12 protein-coding genes are annotated in these 19,516 nt (G+C 51.1%); 10 read left to right on the top strand and 2 right to left on the bottom strand.

What is annotated here, in order from left to right; genetic code table 11:
* Positions 1-57 precede the first annotated feature (57 nt).
* From ACO08I_RS08890 to ACO08I_RS08880, 3 genes are all read left to right on the top strand, one after another.
* The gene (locus tag ACO08I_RS08890) at positions 58-1,821 is read left to right on the top strand and encodes a PKD domain-containing protein (protein ID WP_421949096.1); all 1,764 of its coding nucleotides are present in this window, start codon (positions 58-60) and stop codon (positions 1,819-1,821) included.
* Positions 1,822-2,913: 1,092 nt separating this feature from the next.
* Positions 2,914-3,597 carry a PKD domain-containing protein gene (locus ACO08I_RS08885; protein WP_421949095.1) on the top strand — a complete coding sequence of 228 codons (684 nt, stop codon included), beginning with the start codon at positions 2,914-2,916 and terminating at the stop codon, positions 3,595-3,597.
* 12 nt (positions 3,598-3,609) lie between these two features.
* Complete coding sequence (locus ACO08I_RS08880; RefSeq protein ID WP_421949094.1) at positions 3,610-5,370, top strand: PKD domain-containing protein; 1,761 nt, start codon at positions 3,610-3,612, stop codon at positions 5,368-5,370.
* 200 nt (positions 5,371-5,570) lie between these two features.
* On the opposite strand, the gene ACO08I_RS08875 is transcribed toward ACO08I_RS08880, so the two are convergent.
* Positions 5,571-7,436 carry a hypothetical protein gene (locus tag ACO08I_RS08875; protein ID WP_282775135.1) on the bottom strand — a complete coding sequence of 622 codons (1,866 nt, stop codon included), beginning with the start codon at positions 7,434-7,436 and terminating at the stop codon, positions 5,571-5,573.
* Positions 7,437-7,937: 501 nt separating this feature from the next.
* Here ACO08I_RS08875 and ACO08I_RS08870 point away from each other — a divergent pair.
* The 5 genes from ACO08I_RS08870 to ACO08I_RS08850 all read left to right on the top strand — a co-directional run bounded on the left by ACO08I_RS08870 (position 7,938) and on the right by ACO08I_RS08850 (position 13,780).
* Positions 7,938-10,253 carry a hypothetical protein gene (locus tag ACO08I_RS08870; RefSeq protein WP_421949093.1) on the top strand — a complete coding sequence of 772 codons (2,316 nt, stop codon included), beginning with the start codon at positions 7,938-7,940 and terminating at the stop codon, positions 10,251-10,253.
* 10 nt (positions 10,254-10,263) lie between these two features.
* Positions 10,264-11,541, top strand: coding sequence for a dihydroorotase (locus ACO08I_RS08865; protein WP_421949092.1), 1,278 nt, complete (start codon positions 10,264-10,266; stop codon positions 11,539-11,541).
* Between the two features lie 68 nt (positions 11,542-11,609).
* Positions 11,610-12,176 (top strand): DUF4199 domain-containing protein, encoded by a 567-nt coding sequence (locus ACO08I_RS08860; protein ID WP_282775141.1) that lies wholly within the window; start codon positions 11,610-11,612, stop codon positions 12,174-12,176.
* 67 nt (positions 12,177-12,243) lie between these two features.
* A complete protein-coding gene (locus tag ACO08I_RS08855; RefSeq protein WP_044222779.1) occupies positions 12,244-12,750 on the top strand; it encodes a DUF4199 domain-containing protein in 507 nt (168 codons plus the stop codon).
* A gap of 52 nt (positions 12,751-12,802) precedes the next feature.
* The gene (locus ACO08I_RS08850; RefSeq protein WP_421949091.1) at positions 12,803-13,780 is read left to right on the top strand and encodes a glycosyltransferase family 2 protein; all 978 of its coding nucleotides are present in this window, start codon (positions 12,803-12,805) and stop codon (positions 13,778-13,780) included.
* 60 nt (positions 13,781-13,840) lie between these two features.
* On the opposite strand, the gene ACO08I_RS08845 is transcribed toward ACO08I_RS08850, so the two are convergent.
* Entirely contained in the window at positions 13,841-15,364 is a 1,524-nt protein-coding gene (locus ACO08I_RS08845) for a M20/M25/M40 family metallo-hydrolase (protein WP_421949090.1), read from the bottom strand.
* Between the two features lie 276 nt (positions 15,365-15,640).
* Here ACO08I_RS08845 and ACO08I_RS08840 point away from each other — a divergent pair, with 276 nt between their 5' ends.
* Positions 15,641-18,301: a TonB-dependent receptor gene (locus ACO08I_RS08840; RefSeq protein WP_421949089.1), complete on the top strand. Its 2,661-nt coding sequence runs from the start codon at positions 15,641-15,643 to the stop codon at positions 18,299-18,301.
* Positions 18,302-18,460: 159 nt separating this feature from the next.
* Complete coding sequence (locus ACO08I_RS08835; RefSeq protein ID WP_282775151.1) at positions 18,461-19,408, top strand: DUF4249 domain-containing protein; 948 nt, start codon at positions 18,461-18,463, stop codon at positions 19,406-19,408.
* Positions 19,409-19,516: the final 108 nt, after the last annotated feature.

Genomic DNA, 19,516 nt, shown 5'->3' with positions numbered 1-19,516 from the left:
CTGAAAAGCCATGCCACTTGAATTTTTCAGATGGCATGGCTTTCTAATACCTTTTTTATGCGATACTTTATTGTTTACTTGCTCCTGCTCTGCAGCTCTTTCCTGCACGCCCAACTCCACGACTATAACTGGATGATGGGATACAGCGGTGGGGAGGGTACAGATACAACGAATGAGTTTGGGCTGATGTGGTGGAGGTTTGAAGACGAAAGCCTTGAGATTATTGATCACCAAGCGGTAGGAGAAGCTACACTTTGGGTTAATAACGTGACTTTTAGTGATAGTTGTGGAAGATTATTTTGTTATTATGATGGAGAGAATATTTATAATCAAGTTCATCTCACCATGGATAGTGGTGCCAATTGGCATGAAACTGAATATCCAACTGGGTGGATAGCACCACAACTCGGTTTAGCTCTCCCAATTCCTAATTCAGAGCATTCTATGTCCATTATTAATTCTACTACGAACTCATTTCCTGATTTAACTCCAATCTCAAATATTGCAGGAGAAGATTTACTGTTTTCAGTTATTGATCTTTTGGAAAATAATGGCTTGGGTAAAGTCATACTTCGAAAAGAAGAAGCCTTACAAGATACTCTGGATTTTGGCAAATTGAGCGCCTGCCGACATGCGAATGGTCGTGATTGGTGGATAATTGTAGCCAGGTATACTTTTAATGAATTTCACCGGTTTCTTTTGACTCCAACCGGGCTTGAATGGGTGGGCACTCAACAAATCGGGGATAAAGTGATTATTGGAGGTGGACAAGCCTTCTTTACGCCAGATGGCAATAAGCATATCCGGTATAACAGCGTAGGAGGAGGAGAACAGGACAACTTGAGTATTTTCGATTTTGACCGATGCACTGGATTGCTCAGCAATCCCCGTCAGGAAGCTTTTGATCAGTTTGGTGGTGGCGGTGGGGCTGCGGTAGCAAAAGGCTCCCGGTATTTATATCTTGGAGCAGGTATTCATCTTTACCAATATGACCTATGGGCAGCAGATATTCTTTCAAGCCGCACCTTGGTAGCAGAATACGACGGTTTTATTGATTTTAACCCGACCACTTTCCATTCCTCCCAACGCGGTCCAGATGGTAAAATCTACATTTGCGGAGGTTTTGGAACTCGCTATATGCACGTTATCCACAATCCCAATGCCCCCTGCCCAGATTGCCGCATAGAGCAACGTGGCATAGAGCTGCCCACCTTCAATTTAGGCTCCGTCCCCAACTACCCCAACTATCGCCTCGGCCCTATAGACGGCAGCCCCTGCGATACCCTCGGCATCGACAACCTCCCGCTCTCCCGCTGGCGCTATGAGCAGGATACGCTCACGCCCTTCATGGTGCAGTTTTATGACCTGAGCGACTACGAGCCGGCCACCTGGTCCTGGGACTTCGGCGAGGGCAGCAGCAGTATGGATACCCTGCCCGCTCATACGTTCCCCGGCCCCGGCACCTACGAGGTCTGCCTCACCGTCAGCAACGCCAATGGCAGTGACACAAAATGCAAAACACTGGAGTTTACGGAGCCCGTCACGACCACCGAGCAAGCGGAAACAGCCCCACTTGCCACTGCTTTCCCGAACCCTTTCCGGGAGCGCTTCAGCCTGTCGCTGCGGGCAGGTTGGCTGCCCGTACAAGCCAATGCCGTGGTATACGATGTTATGGGCAGGCCCGTCCTCACGCAGCGCCTGTCTGCCGGCTTCAATACACTGGATTTGAGCGGGCACCCGGCGGGCGTCTACACCTGGCGATTGGAGGAGCAGGGGCGCGTGCTGGAGGTGGGGAAGGTGGTGAAGATTGGAAATCGTTAAAACTATTGTCTTATGCGGTATTTTATTGGTTTTTTACTTCTGTTCGGTAACCCTCTCCTACACGCCCAATTACACGACTATAACTGGATGATGGGATATAGTGGTGGAGAAGGAACAGACACATCGAACGATTTCGGTTTAGTACGGCTGGCTTTTGCAGGAGAACGCTTAGAGGTCATTGATCAACAAGCCTTTGGAGAGGCTTACTTTTGGGAGAACAACGTCACTTATAGTGATGATGAAGGACAACTATTTTGTTATTATGATGGTCAAAACATTTACAATCGCCAACATTTAATAATGGATGGCGGAGCAAACTGGCTGGAATCAGACTATTCTACTGGCTGGATATCTGCTCAATCAGGGTTAATTATTTCTATACCTAACTCAGATTCCTTGCTCGCATTCTTGAATACTCAGATTAATAATTTTGAGTTTCCTGCTTCAGGATCTTCAATAGCGGGAGAAAACCTTTATTACTCAATAATCAACAAAAACCAAAACGATGGTTTAGGTGCTGTAATTCTAAGAAGAGAGCAAATTTTAGAGGACACTTTAGATTATGGCAAACTTAGTGCCTGCCGCCACGCAAATGGGCGAGATTGGTGGGTTATTGCAGCTCGGCATACTTTAAATGAATTCCACCGTTTTCTACTTACGCCTATTGGAGTAGAGTACATTGGGGCACAAAAGATAGGTGATGAATTGCCAATAGGAGGGGGACAGGCTTTTTTTTCTCCAAATGGTAAAAAGCACATTAGGTACAATTCTGTTAGTAACGCCGTTGGCGACCATTTGACAATATACGAGTTTGACCGTTGTACAGGCCTGTTTGATAATTACGTGAAAATAATCCTTGACATTCCAGCCCTCAGAGGAGGAGGCGCAGTTTCTCGAAACTCAAAATACTTATATACTGCATCGGGTAACTTTTTATATCAATATGACTTGCTTGACAGCAATTTGCTTGAAACTCAAAATGTTGTCGCAAATTATGATGGGTTTATAGATTTCAATCCAACAACCTTTTATTTATCACAGCTCGGTCCTGATGGGAAAATTTACATTTGTGGAGGGCTATCTAATCGATTCATGCACGTTATCCATAATCCCGGTGCTCCATTCCCGGACTGCCGCATAGAGCAACGTGGCCTAGAGCTGCCCACCTTCAATTTAGGCTCCGTCCCTAACTACCCCAACTACCGCCTCGGCCCTATAGACGGCAGCCCCTGCGATACCCTCGGCATCGACAACCTCCCGCTCTCCCGCTGGCGCTATGAGCAGAATACGCTCACGCCCTTCACCGTGCAGTTTTATGACTTGAGCGATTACGAGCCGGCCACCTGGTCCTGGGACTTCGGCGAGGGCAGCAGCAGTATGGATACCCTGCCCGCTCATACGTTCCCCGGTCCCGGCACTTACGAGGTCTGCCTCACCGTCAGCAACGCCAATGGCAGTGATACGAAGTGCAAAACGCTGGAGTTTACAGAGCCCGTCACGGTCTCCCAGCAAGTGGAAACAGCCCCACTTGCCACTGCTTTCCCCAACCCCTTCCGGAAGCGCTTCAGCCTGTCGCTGCGGGCAGGTTGGCTGCCCGTACAAGCCAATGCCGTGGTATATGATGTTATGGGCAGGCCCGTCCTCACGCAGCGCCTGTCGGCCGGCTTCAATACACTGGATTTGAGCGGGCACCCGGCGGGCGTCTACACCTGGCGGTTGGAGGAGCAGGGGCGCGTGCTGGAGGTGGGGAAGGTGGTGAAGATTGGTAATCGGTAAAACCATTGTCTTATGCGGTATTTTATTGGTTATTTACTTTTATTCTGTAGCCCTCTCCTACACGCCCAATTACACGATTACAACTGGATGATGGGATACAGCGGTGGGGAAGGTACGGATACTACGAATGAGTTTGGGCTGATGTGGTGGAGGTTTGAGGATGAGGAGCTACGGGTTTTAGATCATCAGCACGAAGGGCAGGCAACACTTTGGGGGAATAATGCGGTTTACAGTGATAGTGCAGGGGGAATATTTTGTTATTACGACGGGAAAGACATTTACAACAAAAACCACACCAAAATGGATGGTGGCATGGATTGGCATGAAAGTCCCTACGAAACAGGCTGGCTATCACCTCAGAATGGGCTATTATTTACTCCTTTTGTTGGTGATAGTTTAATAACACTTATTAATTCTCAGCACTTTTCTTATGACTTGGGTAGCTCTAATTTAATTGCAGGACAAGACTTGTTTTTTTCTAAAATAAATACGATTGAAAATAATGGCTTGGGGAAGGTTGTGATCAGGAAGGATAAAGTGCTATTAGATACCTTAGATTATGGGAAGCTTAGTGCCTGCCGCCACGCCAATGGCCGGGATTGGTGGGTGATTGTAGCCCGTTACACCTTAAAGGAGTTTCACCGCTTACTTTTGACTCCAACCGGGCTTGAATGGGTGGGCACTCAACAAATCGGTGAAGGAGGTAATTTAGGTCTTGGCCAAGCCTTTTTCACTCCAGATGGCAATAAGCATATCCGGTATAACAGTGTAGGAGGTGGAGAACAGGACAACTTGAATATTTTCGATTTTGACCGTTGCACAGGGTTGCTCAGCAATCCCCGTCAGGAAGCTTTTGATCAATTTGGAGGAGGAGGAGGTGCGGCAGTAGCAAAAGGGTCCCGGTATTTATACCTTGGAGCGGGCATCCATCTCTATCAATATGACCTTTGGGCAGATGACATTTTATCAACTCGTACTCAGGTTGCCGAGTACGATGGTTTTATTGATTTTAATCCTACTACTTTCTACCAATCGCAGCGTGGCCCAGATGGTAAAATATACATTTGCGGTGGAGTAGGCACCCGCTACATGCACGTTATCCACAATCCCGATGCCCCCTGCCCGGACTGCCGCATAGAGCAGCGAGGCGTAGCGCTGCCCAATTTCAACGTAGGCTCAGTCCCCAACTACCCCAACTACCGCCTCGGCCCCATAGACGGCAGCCCCTGTGATACCCTCGGCATCGACAATATCCCGCTCTCCCGCTGGCGCTATGAGCAGGATACGCTCATGCCCTTCACGGTGCAGTTTTACGACCTGAGCGACTACGAGCCGGCCACCTGGTCCTGGGACTTCGGCGAGGGCAGCAGCAGTATGGATACCCTGCCCGCTCATACGTTCCCCGGCCCCGGCACTTACGAGGTCTGCCTCACCGTCAGCAACGCCAATGGCAGTGACACAAAATGCAAAACGCTGGAGTTTACAGAGCCCGTCATAGCCACCCAGCAAGCGGAAACTTTCCCACTTGCCACCGCTTTTCCCAACCCCTTCCGGGAGCGCTTCAGCCTTTCGCTGCGGGCGGGTTGGCTACCCGTACAGGCCAATGCGTTGGTATACGATGCGATGGGCAGGCCCGTCCTCAACCAGCGCCTTTCCGCGGGCTTCAACACGCTGGATTTGAGCGGGCACCCGGCGGGCGTCTACACCTGGCGGGTGGAGGAGCAGGGGCGCGTACTGGAAGTGGGGAAGGTGGTGAAGATTGGTAATCGGTAATGCTTCTCTTTTACAAATCCCAGGTAAATCGTCTATAAGTTTGCGGTCAAATCCATTGGATTTTCAGCAGATTGGAGGGGTAAGGGAAAATCCGGAAAGCGTAAAAATTTGTACTTTACTACAAAAAATTACATCAAAATTTGTAGTTCAGCACAAAAATTATTGTGCGGCGCCAGCTTCAGGCGGTGATCAACCACTAGTTATTCCGGGGTAAAATAATAACGCTCCACCCGCACCTCATCCAAATACACCCGTTGCCCTGCCGGATTGCGTAGGTATAGCCGCAGCTGCCAATCGGGCTCAAAGCCGCGCGGGAGCCGGAGGAAGAAAGCCGCCTCGCCCCATTGGTCAGGAGTACCGGCCTGCCAGATGGAGTAGCCGCTGTTGCCGATGTAGGAAGTAGGGCGCATCAGGCGGCGTTTTTTGCGGCGCCCATCTGCATTTCGCAATTCAGCAAAGAGGATGATGCCCAGGTCCCGGTTCCAGATGCGGTCGGCTGCGGGCATATAGGCACGGAGGCTGATGCGGAGCCAGTCGCCGGGCTGTGCAGTATCCAAAGCAATCTGATCAGACAGGGTGTAGTCGCCATCAGGTGGCAGCAAAGCGCCCTGCCCCTGAAAAACCTGCTCAGTAGAACGGTGCGGAAGATCGGCAGACTCAAAGCCTTCCCGGAAAAGCAGACCGGCTGCTTGTAGCGTGGTCGTGTCACGGGGTTGCCGCTCCTTCGTGTCGAAGGCAACCATGGAGTGCCAGGTAGGCTGCAGCGTGCCGAAGGTTTCCAGGTAGAAAGCGGCATTGCCTCGCTCCGACCAAATGATACCCTTCTTCATCTGCCAGGTTTGAAACAGGTTGAGCCAGGCGAAAAACAGCAGCCCCAGCCCCAATCCTGCGGCTGCCCAACGGTGCCTAAGTAAAGGTGCGAAACAGGCCCCCAATCCAAAAGCTAAAAGGGGATAGGTCTCCACCATGGGCCGGGAGCCCAGCCCCGGGAAGTAGGTCCAGGCGTAGTAGGAGTAGTGGATGTAGGCGTGCAGCCCCACCAACAGTGCAATGGGCAGCAGCTTGCCCGGAGCATGCCGGCGCAGTCGGAACAGCCCGATCAGACTGAAGAGCATCACTGGGGTGTAAATCAGCCAGCCATTGGAGAAGTCGAACCAGCCTTTGTAAATCATGGGCTGCAGGAAGTTGAAGCCTTCACCTTCGTAGGGATTGAAGTACAACTGCCCGCTCACATAGTACCAGTAACCCAATTGCGGACTAAAGGCGAGCCCCAGCCCCAGCCCGGCGAGCAACAGGTAAGCCGGCCGGCGCAGGAAAAATTGCCAGCGCTCGCCCAGGGTTGTCGCGCTATTCACTCCCCACAGCAGAGGGATGAGCAGGCTGATGACTTCCGGCACTCGCGTCAGGGCAATCAGGCCCACAATCAGGCCGATACCGAATGCTTTGGCCCGGCCGGGGCGGTCGTAGAACCTTTCGGTGAGCCATAAGAGCAGGCAGTAATTGAAAAATAGAAAACCGTGCGCCATCGTAACGTAGGTGGCGTGGTAGAATACGTTGGTGGCAAAAGCAAGGGTAAGCAGCACCACCGCCGTCACCCTGCTGCTGAAATACCGCTGCAGGACCCGGCTGAGCAAAAAGAACCCTGCTATCAGGTAAACGATAGTCGACAAACTGACCGCCAGCAGGTAGGGCTTGCTCCAGCCATCTGCGGTGTAAGCATCAGTGGCTTTCGCCCAGGCGTGGGCCAGGAGGAAAAAGGGCGTTTCCATCACCGGCACGCCCAGGGTGTATTTGATGTAGCGCCGCCCCCGTTCTGTGAGGCGTATGCCAAATTCATCCTCGCGGGGATCGGCAGAACCGGGGTTGGCGGCCTGCAGGCTGCTGATGGTCGCATCGTAGTCGCCTACGTCCTGATTAACCCAAAAAGAGACCACGTGCAGGTAGTAGCTGTTGCTGTCGCCGTAGTACAGGGCTTCATCCCACCGGTCGATGAGCACGTAACCAGCCAGAAAAAGCAGGGCGATGGCGAGCAGGGCCCGTCTGATGATGGGAGGAGTGGTATCCAATGGTCTGGGTTTGGTTTCGGGGCTGAAGATAAGAAAGGTTGGGTTGTTTTATGGGCGTTTGGGATTGAATTCGCGCGAAGTCCGTGGAGGGGTTTCACGCAGAGATCGTGGAGGGGATCACGCGAAGGTCGCGGAAGGGTTTCGCGCAAAGATCGCGGAGGGGTTTCACGCAGAGATCGTGGAGGAGGTTCGCGTAAAGTTCGCAAAAGGGTTTCACGCGGAGATCGCGGAGGGTTTTACGCAGAGGTTGCAGAGCGTGTTCATGCAAAGAAAGACTGATCTATCCTACCCAGCCCGGTATGCCAAACGTAACGTTGAGTCCTTCGTGGCTCATTCTTTGCGCGCGCTGCGTGAAACCAGGAGCAGCGAATGGCTCTGCGCCCTTTGCGTGAAAAAAATGCCAGCCCTATTGCGGTCTATATGCTAGGGTCTTTCCGTGAAACCCCACCTCATTTCCTCCCAAAAACGTACATTTGCTCCTAAACAAGGAACGCCGCCACCATGAAGGACCGCTTTTCAGATGCAAACCTTGGCCGCCTGGCTGTTATCGTGCTTGGTATTGCCTTGCTTTGGTTGCGCTTCCCTGATTTCTTTGTCACGCCCAATCTGGTCATCGAGCCCTATGCCGATGGCCTTAAGGCGTACACCAATATCGAATACCACGCCCGCCACGACAGCTCCTTCACCTACTTCGAGGGGATGAATTACCCCTACGGCGATCATGCTTCGGCTGCCGTTACGCAGCCTCTTGTCTCCGGGCTCATTAAAGTCGTGAGTGATTACGTGGTGGACATCACAGGCTATACCCGGGCAATCGTCAACTTTTCGCTGCTGCTGGGCATATTGCTGGGGGCTTATTTTCTCTATTTGTCTTTTTTGCGGCTCGGGACGGTTCCGTGGTGGGGGGCTGCCGCCAGTTTGGGCATCGTATTCCTGTCTCCCCAAATTTACCGGTTTATCGCGCACTACGGTTTGTCGCATATTGAGGTCCTTCCCATACTCTTTTACCTCCTCATCCGGCTGGAGGAAGCGCACAGCCTGAAGTACAGCCTTTGGATGGCCGTGGCGCTGCTGGTCTTTCCGCTTATCCACTTTTACTATTTCGTCATTATGGCGATGACCATATCCTTTTATTTTTTCTTTGGCTTTTTGCGGAAGCCTACGGTGCGCCGGTTTTTCCGTTATCTGCTGCACTTCAGCGTGCAAATTGGGCCGCCGCTGGTCTTCTTTTACCTTTGGATGTACCACAATAATCCGGTGACAGACCGTGCAGCGCGGCCCTGGGGTTTTTTCCACTTTCATTCCATCTGGGAGGATATTGTCACCTCCACAGCCATGCCTTATTTTGCCTGGATCAATGAGGAGGTGATCGCCATTCAGGATGGGGGCTTCGAAGGTAAAGGATACATTGGGCTGGTGGCGTTAATTGGCCTTTTGGTGCTTACCATTCGCTGGGTGAGCAGTGGCTTTAAAGCGTCATTTGTGCAGGCAGGCGGTGAGTTGCAGCCGTTTCTGAATAAAATGATGCTGACGAGCCTGGTGCTCCTGCTGCTATCTTTCGGGCTACCGTTTACTATTCCGGGGCTGGAGGGGCTGCTGGATTATACAGGCCCCTATCAGCAATTTCGGTCGGTGGGGCGCTTTAACTGGCCTTTTTACTACGCCATCAACCTGATTGTCTTCACTGAGCTTTGGGCATGGATAGACCAATCTAAAGCACAGTGGAAGCTGGGGCTGGGCATTGGGGCTTTGCTCTTGCTTGGCTTTGAAGCCTATCATTCCTGTACCGACCCCGACCTGAAACTGGATGACATCCGGCAATTGCACGAAGGCGAGACTTTTGCCGATTTGCCAGGCATCGACTACCGGGAATTTCAGGCCACCGTGCCCCTGCCGTATTTTAACCTGGGCAGCGATAACTTCTGGATGGAAACATCTGGCAATGTAATGCCCTGGACGCTTATGCTAGGTATGCAAACCGGCCTGCCCACCACAGGTGCTGCCCTGACCCGCACGAGCCGCAGCCAATCCTACAATCAGCTGCAGCTGGTGTCCGAGCCCTACCGTGTCCCAAAAATTCTGGAAGACTTCCCCAATGAAAAGCCACTGTTGCTGGTACTGGGCAAGTATCAGTTTGAGCAGCAGAAAGCCCGTTTCGAGCATATGCTTACCGGCGCGCAACTGCTTTTTGAGAATGATCAGTATGCGCTCTACCGCCTGCCCCTGACGGCTTTTGAAGAACGGATTGAGGCTAAGGTACGGGACATCAATTACACGCTCAAAGCAGACAGTGCGGCTTTGTACCCGGTGGCCGGTTTTCTTTCCCGGGATTCCACGCACAACTTTTTTTACGAAAGTTTTGACACCCTTGCTACAGAGCGTTACTACCGTGGGGGCGGGGCTTATACCGGGGAGGTCAGCCAACCGAACGTCCTTTTTGACGGCACCCTGCCCCGGCAGTATGGTACGGGCTGGTACACGTTTTCCACCTGGATCTATGTGGATGTCGACCGCCTGGCCACTGGCTTTTTCCATATTGAAGAGTATGATGCCCAGAGCGGGGAGCATTTGCAGGAACAGCACTACCGCATCTACGACCACTTCCGTACCTTTGATAGCAATGGATGGGCATTGGTGGAGATGGGCTTTATCCCTCAACGCTCCAACAGCCGTATCCGGTTTTGGGTAGACAATCAGGACATCGGAGAAGCACCACTTTTTGTCGATGAGCTGCTCATCCGGCACGATATTGCAGAAATTTATCAGAAAGGGCAGCATTACCTTTTTAAGAACAACCGGTGGTATCCGGTAGAATAATCACAGGCGCATGGACTTGCATATTAAGAACGCTACCATCATCGCACCAGGCAATCCACATCATAAGCAGGTGCGCAGCGTATTGATCCGGGAAGGACATATTCAGAAAATCGGGGAAACACCCTTTGAGAAGGAGGGTGCCCCTTTACTGGAAGCGGAAGGGCTACATTTGTCCATCGGCTGGATGGACTTCGGCGTGCAGGTGGGCGACCCCGGCTTAGAGCATCGCGAGACCCTGCATACCGCAGGCGCAGCGGCGGCGGCTGGTGGATTTACGGCAGTGGCGGCATTTCCCAATACGGACCCGGTTATTGATTCTAAGTCTGGGGTGCAGTACATTCGTCGAAATGCTGAAGGCAAGCTCGTCAACTTCCATCCCATGGGCGCGCTGACCCTGAAGTGCGCGGGCCGGGAAATTACCGAGATGATCGACATGCAGCGGGCTGGCGCGGTTGCCTTCACTGATGGCCCCATCGCTCTGCAGCATACCGGGGTGATGCTTCGGGCGCTCAATTACGTTAAAGCCTTCGGAGGAGTAGTGATTAATCAGCCGCTCGAGGACCACCTGCGGCACGGCGGGCAGGTGCACGAAGGCATCGTTTCTACTTCTCTGGGAATGCCGGGCATCCCATCGATAGCTGAGGAGGTGATGGTACGCCGAGATTTACACCTGCTGGAGTATACCGAAAGCCGGTTGCACCTCGCTAATATCTCCACCGCGGGCGCCGTGCAAATGATACGCGAAGCCAAAGCCAAAGGGCTGCAGGTAACCGCAAGCGTAGCCATTATGAACCTGGTCTACGAAGACGACGCCACCTCCACCTTCGACTCCAATTTCAAAGTACTACCACCCCTGCGGAGTGCTACCGACCGGGCCGCATTGAAAGCGGGCGTACTTGACGGCACTATAGACATTATCGCCTCCAATCACCAACCGCTGGAAGAGGAAGCTAAAAAGCTGGAATTCCCCTACGCGGAGTTTGGGGCAACCGGGCTGGAGACGTTGTACGCTTTATGCCGAACGCACCTGAGTGACTGGCTTACCGATGAACTGCTGATTGAGAAAATAGCCGGCAATCCCCGCCGCATTCTGGGGCTGGACTTACCCGAAATCAAAGAAGGCGCAATGGCAGAGCTGACCATCTTTCAACCGGATGCCCAATGGGTGTACGATCGCAACCGGGTATATTCCCGCTCCCTGAATTCACCAGTGCTGGGGCAGGAACTGCGTGGGCGTGCCCTCGCCGTAGTGAATAACAATCAGTCGTTTGTAAATGCCCATTCATAGAAAATACCGGCGGGGGAATAGGAATTGACCGATATTGAAGCTTATTCACCAACTTTAACCATTACAATATGAGTACGCTTGACAATCCTAATGAAACCATTGACCCTAAGGAAGTCTCTCCATGGCCTACCGGCAGCCGGCACGGTTTACTGGCCGGTTTAGTACTAATCATAGTCGGGTTGATTATTCACATGACAGGCATGGTGGACTACACCGGGCAAAACTCAGGCGGGAACTGGATTTCCAATATTGCTACCTGGGGTGTGATGATTGCGGCTATTGTATTGGCAGTGCGTCAGCACAAAGAGCAGGAACTGGGCGGATTTATCAGTTTTGGGCGCAGTTTTTACGTGGGCTTTATTGTATCTCTGCTGATCGCGCTGACTTCTGCGATTTGGGGCTATATTTTCTTTGCCTTTGTGGAGCCCGGGCTGATTGATACTATGATGGAGGTTAGCCGCGAGCAAATGATTGAACAGCAAGGTATGAGCGAAAGTGATGCCGATCAGGCCATGAGTTACATGACCTGGATGATGAATCCAGCTATGCTTTCGGTATTCGCAGCCGTAGGCTCCCTGATTGCTGGTATTATCTTTTCACTGATTATTGGTGCGATTATGAAGCGGGAAGCTTAGGCTATCTTTTGGATCATACTGTTTTTTGCTTTAGCCCCCGTATATTTGCCGTACAATCAATAAGCATATGCTAAAGCAAAACCGAGGCGTCAAGTACGGCATTATAGCAGGTGGGATTACCGTGGGTATCTACCTGCTATTTTATTTGATCAATAAGGAGCTGGTTTTCAATTCTTTCCTAAACTGGGCAACAGTGGGGCTCTATCTGGCTGTCGCCTGGAAAGCGATTGATGATGAGCGGCAGGCTATTGGCGGAAAGCTGGAGTTCCAGCAGGCGCTTAAGGTCGGCTTTACTGTCTTCGTGGTAGCCAATCTGGTGTACTACCTCTATTACTATCTGCTGCATGGTGTTTTTGATCCGGGGCTCGAAGAGGTACAGCGGGCTGTAATGTCTGAGACCCTGGAAGCCCGAAAAGAGATGCTAACGGAAGAGCAGTACGATGCTTTTAAAGAATCGTTGGAAGGAGATGGGCTGAAGGTTGGCTTTCAAAACACCCTGCTGACCTACGCCCGCAGCCTGATCGGGTACTTTCTGATTTCCCTTGGCCTGGCGGCTTTAGCCAGCCGGAAATGATCATCTTTTCTAACTTTTGCGCGTTCTTCACTTTAAGACCAGAAGCTGATACATGGATATTTCAATTGTCGTCCCGCTTTTTAATGAGGAAGAGTCCCTGCCGGAGCTGGAAGCCTGGATCCGCCGGGTGATGGAAACGCATGGTTTCTCCTACGAAATTGTATTTGTGGATGATGGCAGCCGGGATGGCTCATGGCAGGTGGTGGAACGTCTGGCTCAGGAGAACACCTGTGTCCGGGGCATTAAGTTTCGCCGCAACTACGGGAAATCTGCTGCCCTCAACCGGGGCTTTGCTGCCGTACAGGGCGATGTGGTGGTCACCATGGATGCAGACCTGCAAGACTCCCCTGAGGAACTGCCGGAGCTTTACCGCATGATTACAGAAGAGGGGTATGATATGGTGTCCGGCTGGAAGAAAAAGCGCTACGATCCGGTGCTTACTAAGAACCTGCCAAGTAAGTTTTTCAATTGGACGGCCCGCCGCATGACGGGCATCCACCTGCACGATTTTAACTGCGGGCTAAAGGCTTACCGCAATGCCGTAGTCAAAAGCATAGAGGTGTACGGCGATATGCACCGTTACATACCGGTCCTCGCCAAATGGGCGGGATTCAAGAAAATAGGGGAGAAGGTGGTGCAGCATCAGGAGCGTAAATATGGCACCACTAAATTTGGTATTGAGCGCTTTATACGCGGGCCGCTGGATCTGCTCTCGGTCATTTTTATCTCCAAGTTCGGCAAACGGCCCATGCACTTTTTCGGTATGTGGGGCGTTTTTATCTTCGTCATCGGCTTCTTTGCCGCAGGTTATATTGGCATCAGCAAATTGTACCGTCTGAGCCAGGGGCTGCCTACAATTCTGGTGACGGACAATCCCTATTTCTACATTTCTCTTACCTGTATGGTTATTGGTACGATGTTGTTCCTTTCCGGCTTTTTGGCCGAGCTGATCTCGCGCACGGCTTCTGACCGAAACAGCTATCTTATTGAGCGGGAAATCGGATCAGGCAAGGCAATGACAGAGCAATAAAAAGGCACGTACCAATGCTGAAGCTGATACGTGCCTTTCGTTCCTGCTGGAATCTATTGCTTAGCGTTCGTACAACTGCTTGCCAACTTCCTCATACTTATCGCCTTCCACCCAAAAGGGGCGGTCTTCGTCATCCGCAATCAGGCGGGCCGTGCGTGCCAGTGCCTGACAGAACTTATGCAAATAATCGAAGTCGATGGAGTCCGGGTTGTCAGCTGCCTGATGGTAATAGGTACTGATTTCCTCATCAAACGAAGTCAAACCGGGGCTAAAGCACATGGCCGGCACACCTAGTTTTGCAAAAGATACATTATCAGAGCGGTCGAAGAGGTTCTGCTCCGGTGCAGGGTTGGGGAATACATCAAGCCCGAAAATGTTAGAAGCTGCTTCCACAAGTCCGTCTGTTCCGGTGCGGCCGAAGCCTACGATGGAAACATAGGAGGGGTCGTTGTAGCCTGCACCATCTGTATTCAGGTTGAAAATGACCTGTTCCATTGGGATGAGCGGGTTTTCGGCGTAGTATTGACTACCAAGTAAGCCGATTTCCTCACCGGTCACTGCCAGGAAGATAACGGAACGTTTGGGAGGCGCTTCTGCCAGTGCCTGCAGGGCACCGAGAAGTGCGGTCGTTCCCATAGCGTTGTCCCGGGCACCGTTGAAGATGCTGTCCTCTGGTGTGTAGGGAGAGCCACCATTCTTACCGGTACCAACGTGGTCGAAGTGAGCCGTGATAAGCAAATATTCGTCCTTTAATTCCGGATCGGTGCCTTCGAGCAACCCGATGACGTTGTTGGAAGTGACAGCCCGGCGGGAGAAGCCCTCACTGCTCAGCTCCACCTTTGTCTTTTTGCTATCCTTCATGGCATTGAAGGTCTCTTTGTTTTTTTCCTTGATCCAGCCATAAACAAAGTTGGGGTTGGATTTGGTGGTCTCCATTTTATCAGCCAGGTTAAGGCTTTCCTTGCCAAAGTAAGACAGGAAGAACTGCCAGGGGAACTGCAGGCGGTAGAGCTCGATCAGGCCAACCGCGCCTTTTTCTTTAGCCAGTTTACGCTTTTTGCTCATGGAGTTGAAAACGGTCAGCGGGTCTTGTCCCTCCGGCGTGCCAGGCAATACGAAAACGAGTTTACCTTCCACATCAAGCTTGTCATAGTCATTTATACCTGTTTCCTCGTCCACCCAGCCATAATTGGCAAAGACGGCTTTGGTCTTAGTCGGTTCAAGGTTGCCGGTCATCATCAGCAGGTTGTCGCCCTGTGTGTAGGTCTCGTCCTCAATGACGATCTTAGCCGCAGATGGAGGCGTAATGGCTTCAAAGGGGACAGGCTGGTAGTAGCCCTGAGCGCCATCCACTTGCTTTAGACCAAAGGTGGCGTACTGGGAGGCGATGTAAGCAGCCGCAATATCGTTGCCCATTTCGCCGGTGCGCCGGCCCTGCAGGGCATCAGAAGCCAAAAACCGGAGGTGGGCTTCCATATCGGCCTTGGTGATGTCAAATTCAGGGGCCCGGCTGTCGCTTTGCGCCTGAGCAGTTGTTAAGCAAATAAAGGCAAGCCAACTTGCCAGGATTGTCAGTTTTTTCATTAATTCCAATGGTTTGGTTACACGAGTCCTGTCCTTATTAGAGGAGGTTCCTCAGATAAGGGTTAAAGGTAATGATACAGGACGGAATGATCGGTATTGAATCTACGGAAGTATCGAATTGGAAGATTGATGACGCCATTAGCCCGCTGAAAGGCCGCAGATGCTGCTATACGTCTGGTGTTCAACCGCTAGTGTCTCCCCGCTGTTGTTAATCCTGAAAAATCCCTGTATTTTTGGAAATAGGAATAGCGACTTTCCTGATCCGCAAATGCCTTTATGAAGCGACTTCTACTTTTAATATTGCTTACCATCCCTTGTGCTTATGTGCTGGTTGCTCAGGGAGTGCTGGATCAACAGGTCTCTGCTGAGTTTTGGGAGGTATCGCTAGAGGAAGCGCTCTACCGGCTGGGCGACGAGCATGATTTACGGTTGTCCTTTTCCAACGATATCCTTCCTCCGAAGGTCATTACGGCAAGGTTCGAGCAGCGCACTATCGGAAGTGCTTTAGGCCAGCTACTACAGGATACGCCCCTAAGGATTAAAGAGCTTGGTGGGCAAATTGTGATTTTCTTGCCAGTTGATCTTGAATTCACCATCAATGGTATTTTGGTGGATGCCAGTACAGGTGAACGCCTGATCGGTGCCAATATCTACGATAATAAAAGTGGCAAAGGCACGGTCACTAATGAGTATGGTTATTTTAGTATTACCCTTCCAGCTGGCCCGGTAGCGCTGGATTTCTCTTACGTTGGCTATGGCACTCTTTCTTCTGATTTCTATTTAATGGACAATCAGCGCCTCGATCAGCAACTACGGTCTGACCTTCAGTTGGAGCCAATAGAAGTGGTGGGGTACAAACCCAGGGTTGACCCGAAAATGGTACAATCCGGAGGGGCGACACAGCTAAACATGGAGCAGTTGGAACAGCTGCCGGCTTTGGCTGGGGAGTCTGACCTGGTCAGGGCCTTACAGTTGCTGCCCGGTGTTCAATCTGGTACAGATGGATTGGATGGGCTGCATGTACGGGGCGGAGGCAATGGTCAGAACCTGATCATGATCGATGGTGTACCGGTCTACAACATATCTCATGCAGCGGGGCTGTTCTCGGTATTTAATACGAATGCCGTCAAAAGTGCCCAGCTCTATAAAAGTGGATTCCCTGCCCGTTTTGGTGGGCGTTTATCTTCCGTTCTGGACATTCGTACCCGTGACGGCAACAACCAGCACTATGAAGCTGAGGCAAGCCTTGGGCTTTTGTCAGGTCGGATGACGCTGGAAGGGCCGATTCAGAAAGGTAAAAGCAGCTTTATCGTTTCCGGCCGCCGTAGCCTGATTGGCTGGTATCTGCAGCCGCTTGCCGAGAGCATACGTTCAGAAGAGGACCGGCAGAGCCTGGTAGACTATGATTTTTATGACGTTAATGCCAAACTGAACTTTACGCTTTCAGATCGGGACGACCTTTACTTTAGTTTTTATACAGGCAAGGATGCTTACCGAAACCGAAGCCTGGCATTGGATACTCTGTTCACTCAGGATACCAGCGTCTTAGAGCCTGTACCTTTTCTCTCCTCCAGAAGTGCGCTGGAGGAGATGACCTGGGGGAACACCGTGACTTCCATGCGTTGGACTCATCTGTTTGGCGATCAGCTGTTCGCAAGCCTCACTGCTTCTTACAGCGGGCTGGATGTGGGCATTACCTACGAAAGGGGCGATTCTCTGACGAATGCAAGGTCTGGGAGTGTAACGGACCGGTACATTAGTATTGGGAGGTACTTTTCGCAAATTGATGATTTTGGTGCGCGGCTTGACTTTGACTACCGGCCTGCGCCTGTACAATCGCTTCGGTTTGGGTTTTTTGCCACCCGTCATCTGTTCGAACCAGGCCTTTTATCACTCGAACTGGTTGAGAAATCAGATACCCTCCGGCAGCCCCGGATGCAAGCCAGGGCTATATCTGCCAGTGAATTTGGGGGCTATCTGGAAAATATCTGGCAGGTTAGTCCGGAGGTTAAGGTAAATGCCGGGCTTCATCTGGCTGCATTTCAGGTAGATGGGCAGACTTACTCCTCTTTGCAGCCCCGGTTGATTGCCAACTGGAGCATTAATAACCGTCTTCTGCTGAATGGCTATCTGAGCAAAATGACACAGTTTGTCCACCTGCTTTCCAACTCTACACTTGGCCTGCCCAATGACCTCTGGGTGCCTAGTACTGCATCCGTTAAGCCGGAGCAGAGCTGGCAGTTTGGTTTGTCTTCGACCTGGCAGTTTGGGGAAGGCTGGCAGCTTACCGGCGATATGTACACCAAGTATATGAGCCAGCTGCTAACTTACTCGGAAGGGGCGCTGTTTTTTAATAATTGGGAAAGCAATCTTACCTCAGGGACAGGACAGGCATATGGCATGGAGCTGCTTTTGGAAAAACGGCAGGGAAAGACTACCGGATGGGCATCCTACGGGCTGGCCTGGGCGGACCGGCGCTTCCCACTCGTAAATAACGGGAGGCGGTACCCTTACAGGTATGACCGCAGGCACAGCCTTACCCTTGCTTTCGTGCATGTCTTCAACGAGTGGCTGGAGTTTTCCGGATCATGGGCAATGAATTCCGGTTTTGCTTTTAGCCTTCCGCAGGGGCGTTATCAGGTTTTCCTGCCTGGAGTCGGGAGCATCAACGTCGTTGATTATGGAGAAAAGAACAGCTTTCGGATGCCCGTTTATCACCGCCTGGATTTTGGGGTAAACCTTTACATCGAAACAGAAAGGGTTCGGCATACTTTAAACCTGGGCGTTTATAACCTGTATAACCGCCGAAACCCATTGTATTACAATCTGGAAACCCGCTATGTAACCGAGGGCAGCGAAATAAGGGAAGACCGCCGGTTTAGCCCGGTATGGTTGTTGCCATTAATCCCTGCACTGAACTATTCTTTAAAATTATAATTGTATATTCGCTGACATCTCCTTATATTTTAGGGGATATTATTGCTAGAGGGGGGCTCTTCGCCGAAACCCTATTTATGCCGGAATAATATTTTGACAAACCGCTTTGATTTTAATGTTTGTTTTAAGTGTTTTGGGTATGGAGAAAACGGATAGTTTATGCCGCGTTTGATTTTTTTACCGATTTTTTTGGCTATGCTAAGCTTTGTGCTTAGTTGTGAAAAAGTCTTTGACGTTAATTCGGCTATAGATGCCCGTTCGTCTGAACTCGTGGTGGTAAGCAGTTTCACACTGGATCGTACATTACAGGTCTATGTATCTTCCTCCGGAAGTATCCTTGATGATGAGCCAATCGCTTATATCGATAACGCTATTGTAGAGCTCTACCGCAATGAGGAATTTCTGACTCAACTGAGCTTTTCTGAAGATAAGGACAAGATATCAAACCTGCCATTCTATTCTGCAGGAGATTTCCAGCCCCAGGTCGGGATCAAATATACCATTAGGGTGGATGCGCCGGGCTTTGAGACGGTCACTGCCCATAGTCAAATCCCTACGCCTGTCAAAATGGTTTCTTCTGAGATTTCAGATTTGCAGTTTTCTGAGATGACGGGAGAAAAGGAAACTCTGGTCCGTTACCGCGTTGGAATCGCCTTCGAGGATCCCGGGCAAATAGATAATTACTATCACATCAACCTGCTGCAACAATTTAGAGAATATGCAATTATTGAGAATGACACCCTGTATTTCAGGGAGGAAATGAGGCCTGTAATTTTTTCGAACCAACTGAATACCAACTTTCAGGTCGCTCATGTTGGCGGAGGTTTGTTGTTGGCAGATGAAGATCAGGATGGCCAAACCATCCGGTTAAACCTACCTGTTGAATTTAGTTATTTGCCGAACCGTGATGAGCTGGGTAAGCTCTTTATCGAGCTGCGGGCGGTTTCCAAGGAGTATTACCAATACTTCTCAACCATAAGCAGGCAGAATGGCGTGTCGGACTCCCCCTATGCTGATCCTGTAATCGTTTACGATAATATTAACGGCGGGCAGGGGGTTTTCGCAGGGTTTAGCACTTCCAGCGACTCCCTTGTTGTCGGGTATTGACGTTTCCTGACTCCCCGTCTTACACTCCCCGCCTTTACATACTTTCCCTGCTCTGGTTATTTTGTTATTCAGTTCATCTGAAAAAACTTCTTCTTCGCATAGGGGGAC

Origin of the sequence: Phaeodactylibacter xiamenensis (genome assembly GCF_965229835.1) — a bacterium.
Lineage (GTDB): Bacteria > Bacteroidota > Bacteroidia > Chitinophagales > Saprospiraceae > Phaeodactylibacter > Phaeodactylibacter xiamenensis.
Note: the sequence above shows the minus strand (reverse complement) of the source record. Positions and strands in the feature narration are given on the sequence as shown.

What these genes read in the sequence shown, in the direction of transcription:
- ACO08I_RS08890 (WP_421949096.1), top strand. Translation starts at nt 58, where the DNA reads ATGCGATACTTTATTGTTTACTTGCTCCTGCTCTGCAGCTCTTTCCTG.
- ACO08I_RS08885 (WP_421949095.1), top strand. Translation starts at nt 2,914, where the DNA reads ATGCACGTTATCCATAATCCCGGTGCTCCATTCCCGGACTGCCGCATA.
- ACO08I_RS08880 (WP_421949094.1), top strand. Translation starts at nt 3,610, where the DNA reads ATGCGGTATTTTATTGGTTATTTACTTTTATTCTGTAGCCCTCTCCTA.
- ACO08I_RS08870 (WP_421949093.1), top strand. Translation starts at nt 7,938, where the DNA reads ATGAAGGACCGCTTTTCAGATGCAAACCTTGGCCGCCTGGCTGTTATC.
- ACO08I_RS08865 (WP_421949092.1), top strand. Translation starts at nt 10,264, where the DNA reads ATGGACTTGCATATTAAGAACGCTACCATCATCGCACCAGGCAATCCA.
- ACO08I_RS08860 (WP_282775141.1), top strand. Translation starts at nt 11,610, where the DNA reads ATGAGTACGCTTGACAATCCTAATGAAACCATTGACCCTAAGGAAGTC.
- ACO08I_RS08855 (WP_044222779.1), top strand. Translation starts at nt 12,244, where the DNA reads ATGCTAAAGCAAAACCGAGGCGTCAAGTACGGCATTATAGCAGGTGGG.
- ACO08I_RS08850 (WP_421949091.1), top strand. Translation starts at nt 12,803, where the DNA reads ATGGATATTTCAATTGTCGTCCCGCTTTTTAATGAGGAAGAGTCCCTG.
- ACO08I_RS08845 (WP_421949090.1), bottom strand. Translation starts at nt 15,364, where the DNA reads ATGAAAAAACTGACAATCCTGGCAAGTTGGCTTGCCTTTATTTGCTTA.
- ACO08I_RS08840 (WP_421949089.1), top strand. Translation starts at nt 15,641, where the DNA reads ATGAAGCGACTTCTACTTTTAATATTGCTTACCATCCCTTGTGCTTAT.
- ACO08I_RS08835 (WP_282775151.1), top strand. Translation starts at nt 18,461, where the DNA reads ATGCCGCGTTTGATTTTTTTACCGATTTTTTTGGCTATGCTAAGCTTT.